The organism is Protofrankia sp. CiP1_Cm_nod2 (genome assembly GCF_920664355.1).
Taxonomy (GTDB): Bacteria; Actinomycetota; Actinomycetes; order Frankiales; family Frankiaceae; genus Protofrankia.
In genome coordinates, this window is the sequence record NZ_CAKKTL010000188.1 from 1 (window position 1) to 2793 (window position 2793).

Genomic DNA, 2793 nt, shown 5'->3' on the forward strand with positions numbered 1-2793 from the left:
CTGCGCCGCCGGGGCGGCCGGCCGCGGATCGGCGCGGCACCGGGGGAGGTCGTACCGGTCCGGCTGGACCCGGACCTACGCGCCGCCCTGGCCGCCCGCGCGGACGCCGACCACACCAACGCCAGCGAGGTGATCCGTCAGGCGCTGCGCGCCTGGCTCGACGTCGCCTGACCGCCACCTGCCCAGCGGCGCGACGTCGACCGCCGCCGAGCAGGTGACCGGCGCGTTCGACACCGCGCCCGGATTTGGTCATACTTCCGACCATGACGATGTTGCCGTTGGGTGAGGTCAAGTCCCACCTGTCCGAACTGGTCGGCCGCGTGCACGACCACCACGAGCGGGTGACCGTCACCGTGCACGGGCGCCCGTCCGCGATCCTGGTCGCCGTGGAGGATCTGGAACGGCTGGAGGAGACGCTGTCGATCCTGAGCGACCCCGCGACGATGCACCGGCTCGCGGAGGCCGACGCCGCGCTTGCCCGCGGCGAGGCGGTCACGGCGGAGGAGCTCGCCGAGACGATGCGGCGCCGGCTCGGCAGGGCGTGACCGGCCCGGCGGGGCCGCGCTACCGGCTGGTGACCGTGCCGGCTGCCCGGCGCGCGCTCGGCGAGACGCTGCCGGAAGCGGTCGCGGCGGCCGCGTACGAGTTCATCACCGGCCCCCTTCTCGACGCCCCTTACCGGGTGGGCAAGCGGCTGACGTCGCCCCTGGACGACCGGCACGCCGCCCGGCGCGGGACCTACCGGATCGTCTACCGGATCGACGACAAGGCCATGACGGTGACCGTCGTCGACATCGACCACCGCCGCGACGTGTACCACCGCTGATCAGGTGGCTACCGGCCCGACCAGGCGTCCGGATAGCCGAGCTTGACGGCGGTCCGGACGCGGTCTCGAGGCCCGGATCATGGTCTTGTCGATCTTCCTGGTACCCGCATGGTACCCACACCGGTTCCACCAACCAGCGTTTTTCGCCGGTTCTTGCCGACTCTAAGCGATCAAAGAACCGTTGCGGCATAAGGGTTTCCGACTCTCAGCGGTCGTCCCCGTCTATCTCAAGATCGGATTCGATTCCCGCCACCTCCACCACGATACGTAACAACGTCCTGGGTGGTGTTGGCGCTGGCAAAGAACCCCGACCAGGACGTCGACCAGAACCAGCGTGTCAAGATGCGTCGTTGACCATCACTCGGTTTGGGGCATAGATCAAAGAAGGCCGTAAGCAGGAGGACCTGGATGCTGTATGGCACCAGGCGGGCCACGGGAACACGGATCTCGTGGCGTAGGAAATCCACGGCGCGGCTGAGAGCCACCTCGGTCTGCTCGATGGCCGGGTTCAACCTCGCCCGTGTGCGGCGTGCCAGGCTCTCCCATCTTCCGGACTGAACATCCTCCTCCCCGGCGACGGCGAGTACCGCGCGGAACACGACGTTCGACGGCAGGCCGGCGAATCCGCGGTCCCCGAGGCCTTCCAGCATCAGTGAGACCTGGTCACCGAGGTTGACCTCCGAACTGGACGAGTAGGTCAGCGCCGAGACCATCTGCTGTGGGGTCATCGCGCTGCCCTTGCTGTTGAGCCGCGAGAAGACCTCGATCGCCTGTTCCAGTGTCCCGCCCTGCAAGCGGATCACCGCGAACCGGTAGGACTTGATGCGCTGCGAGACCTGCTCGGCTTCGTTGATCATTGCGTCGCCGGTGCGAGGGTCCTCCGATGCCGCCTGCAGTTGGCGCGCGAACGTCAGGAAGTCGAGTGTCCGGAGCACCGAACGCACGGGAAGAAAGCTGGCCGGAGGCTCGCCGGCCTTTCGCCAGTGTCGGTAGACGAGCCGGTTGTTCCGGTCCGATCCCAGTTCGCGGAAGACGCGCCAGATCCACGAGTTCGCCGGGGCGGAACCAATGTCCTCAGCCGGTCTCATGAGGGTTCCGAAGAGCGTGGAGAGGCGCTGATGTCCGTCGAGGACGAAGGACACCGCGGATCCGGCGGGCGGCTCCGGCGCCGGGATGTCGCCCACGCGGTCGAGGCTGGGAAGCCCCAGGTTGGTCTCCGCGGGCCGTTCCGGGGACGCCTGCGCACGACGCTCGAGCAGCGCCGCCAGATCGATCTCGGCAGGGGCGGGCACGGGCGCGGCGAGGGCGGCACCGCCCACCGCGGAGGTCTGGGTCGTCATGGTGCGAGCGAAGCAGGAAGTGGCTCACATCACAACGTTTATCTATCTATGTAGCGAATAAGACTACTCATTGGGATGAGGGCTGGGCCTGGGAGCACGTGCGAAAGTGGCCAGGCACGCATCGTCCAGGGCGTGCGGACTGGTCGTCGGCGAGCCGACGGAAGGGCTCCGAGTTGTCACTCACCGTTCTGGCGGGCACGCTCGAGGCATATCCACAGCGCTGCCTCGACGCCGGGAAGGCTGACGTCGTCGCATCCGGCTCACAGGGCACCGTCGGGCAGGTCGTCGACCACGGAGAAGATCGCGTGGGCGGCTTTGATCCATCCTCGGGCTTCGGCCCGGCACACGTCGTCCAGCGCGGGGTCCGCGGCCTGCGCGCGCATGGCCGAGGTCTCGCTGAGGATGTCGTGGAGCCGGCTGAGCGCGATCAGTTCCCGGTCGGTCTCCGGATCCAGGCCGAGGTTGACGACCGGCCCGCCGGGGCCGTCGATGACGCCTTCGTCGTCGTCGAATGGGAACGGGATCGCGCTCATCGGCTGCCTCCGGTCTGGTGGAGTTGCGCGTTCGTCTGGGCCTCTGTCACCGGGGACGCGGCCCGGGCGTCGTCCGGCCGTGCCCGGGCTGTGG

General features: G+C 68.6%; 5 protein-coding genes. 3 read left to right on the top strand and 2 right to left on the bottom strand.

The features are described 5' to 3' along the window. Positions 1–63 precede the first annotated feature (63 nt). The 3 genes from NBW84_RS18280 to NBW84_RS18290 all read left to right on the top strand — a co-directional run bounded on the left by NBW84_RS18280 (position 64) and on the right by NBW84_RS18290 (position 826). The gene (locus NBW84_RS18280; protein ID WP_445548757.1) at positions 64–171 is read left to right on the top strand and encodes a ribbon-helix-helix protein, CopG family; all 108 of its coding nucleotides are present in this window, start codon (positions 64–66) and stop codon (positions 169–171) included. Between the two features lie 92 nt (positions 172–263). After that, entirely contained in the window at positions 264–545 is a 282-nt protein-coding gene (locus tag NBW84_RS18285) for a type II toxin-antitoxin system Phd/YefM family antitoxin (RefSeq protein ID WP_445548756.1), read from the top strand. Beyond that, on the top strand, positions 542–826 hold the full coding sequence (locus tag NBW84_RS18290) for a type II toxin-antitoxin system RelE family toxin (protein ID WP_250285950.1): 285 nt from the start codon (positions 542–544) through the stop codon (positions 824–826). The genes NBW84_RS18285 and NBW84_RS18290 overlap by 4 nt, the downstream gene beginning before the upstream one ends. A 227-nt stretch (positions 827–1053) precedes the next feature. Here NBW84_RS18290 and NBW84_RS18295 read toward each other — a convergent pair whose 3' ends face one another. Together NBW84_RS18295 and NBW84_RS18300 are read right to left on the bottom strand one after the other, a co-directional pair. Further along, positions 1054–2145: a DUF262 domain-containing protein gene (locus NBW84_RS18295; RefSeq protein WP_250285951.1), complete on the bottom strand. Its 1092-nt coding sequence runs from the start codon at positions 2143–2145 to the stop codon at positions 1054–1056. Positions 2146–2426: 281 nt separating this feature from the next. Further along, entirely contained in the window at positions 2427–2699 is a 273-nt protein-coding gene (locus NBW84_RS18300; protein WP_250285952.1) for a hypothetical protein, read from the bottom strand. Positions 2700–2793: the final 94 nt, after the last annotated feature.

Bases quoted from the DNA above. Each gene is read 5' to 3' on its own strand.
- NBW84_RS18300 (WP_250285952.1), bottom strand. From the start codon at position 2,699: ATGAGCGCGATCCCGTTCCCATTCGACGACGACGAAGGCGTCATCGAC.
- NBW84_RS18285 (WP_445548756.1), top strand. From the start codon at position 264: ATGACGATGTTGCCGTTGGGTGAGGTCAAGTCCCACCTGTCCGAACTG.